The 1,485-nt window shown below is 40.8% G+C and carries 2 protein-coding genes; both read left to right on the top strand.

What is annotated here, in order from left to right; all coding sequences use genetic code 11:
• Nucleotides 1–562, top strand: a 562-nt coding sequence (locus tag OB87_RS20875; protein WP_050515762.1) for a hypothetical protein, incomplete at its 5' end; no start/stop codon positions are given.
• A gap of 98 nt (nucleotides 563–660) precedes the next feature.
• A complete protein-coding gene (locus OB87_RS19420; RefSeq protein WP_033571005.1) occupies nucleotides 661–1,341 on the top strand; it encodes a hypothetical protein in 681 nt (226 codons plus the stop codon).
• The last annotated feature ends 144 nt before the right edge of the window (nucleotides 1,342–1,485 follow it).

Below are 1,485 nucleotides of genomic sequence, written 5' to 3'. Positions count from 1 at the left end.
GATTTATTCAACAAAGTCGATCAGGGGCTCAGTTTGGGCCTTCTGGGCTAACCGCTACGAATTACCATTTGGCAATAAGCCATTTAAAGAGCTAGAACCCATCCTAAGGGCTTTAGAAAGTCTTGATCCTGAAAACCAACAGCCGAGATACTTCTTTCCCCACCCAGGGCTAACGAATAGAGAAAAGGAATCTACGGAAACTCAGAAATGGTTAAAAGTGGCCGAAAATATCGATTCGTCTTCAAAAATCCTGATTGATTATTGCCTCTCTTTAGCCGCAGAAAATTCTATTGATAAATCTCAAGAATGGGTGGAACTGGCACAAAAAGCTGGATTAGACGACGACATTGATCTAATTGAATTTCGTATTTTTCAATTACGTGGGAACCCAGCAAACACAACTCATCCCAGCAGTGCGCAACGGCGAGTTCTGGAAACACGGCAAAGAAATCTTGCCGCATTTCTTTCATTTGCCACTCAGTTAGACGAACAACTCAAATCACAACTTGAGGCCCTACCAGTAATTAAAGATGAGCCAGAAAAAGACGGTGACGATGTTTAAGATGACACATTTTTAGTATTCATTACAATTAAACAAAAATATTACGCTCTAGCCCAAAACGTTGAGCTCCCCCTTAACATTTAGTAAAAGGAGTTTTTATGTCAGTATCCAGATTTTTGATAGAGAACAACGGTTCAAGTCAGAACAATATAAAGCTAGCCATAAGCAAAACCTATCATCTATGCAAAGATGCAGGACTGCAGCGAATCACATTGTTGTTCCCTGCAAAAGGAACATTTTCTCACTCTGATATTGCAACATTTCTCGGCGAGCAAGCAGCAAAGGCTTTACTAAAAGACCAAAAGGTCGATTTGGGTAACAACATTCAGTTGGATTTTAATATTCCTAAAAACTTTTCTGTACATGGCAACCATGACATTGTGTTAGCGACATATCTAACTGATAAAGACATGGATATTGTTGATAGTGCTCGAAACGTCAATAGCATCGTTTTCTTACCCTGGTCAGAGGTCGAAGGTAAACGCTGGTTATCCACATGGGCACCTGAAATAGTCGGCCCATCGACCTGGGAAGTGCAAAAAGCACAGCTATTACCCTCCATTGGGGACGAAATTCTACGCCTAGGTCGTTGCATCAATATGTCAACAGGACTTAGTCATCCATCGGATAAAGACATGGCAAAACGAATTTTTACCAGCCTAAAAAAGCAAGGATTCAGAGCAACAGAAGAAGAGATCAGGCAGTTCGCAGTCAATAACGGCTGGGAACCCGTTAGAGCGAAAGAGTTAGCTAGTTTTGCAAAGAAATATATAGGGTAGTAAAGATTAAAAAGCTAACTCGTTGTATGTTCAGTCCGAGCTAAATTGGTGGTCATTCTGGTGGTCTTGACAGAATGAAGATTCAGGTTTAGCTTACATATTAGCCAGTTACTGGCAAAGGCGATGAGGGTGTAATTAAAATTG

The sequence above is a fragment of the Dickeya undicola genome, assembly GCF_000784735.1.
Taxonomy (GTDB): Bacteria; Pseudomonadota; Gammaproteobacteria; order Enterobacterales; family Enterobacteriaceae; genus Dickeya; species Dickeya undicola.
The sequence above is the reverse complement of the archived record's forward strand: the minus strand, read 5'-3'. Positions and strand labels throughout refer to the sequence as shown.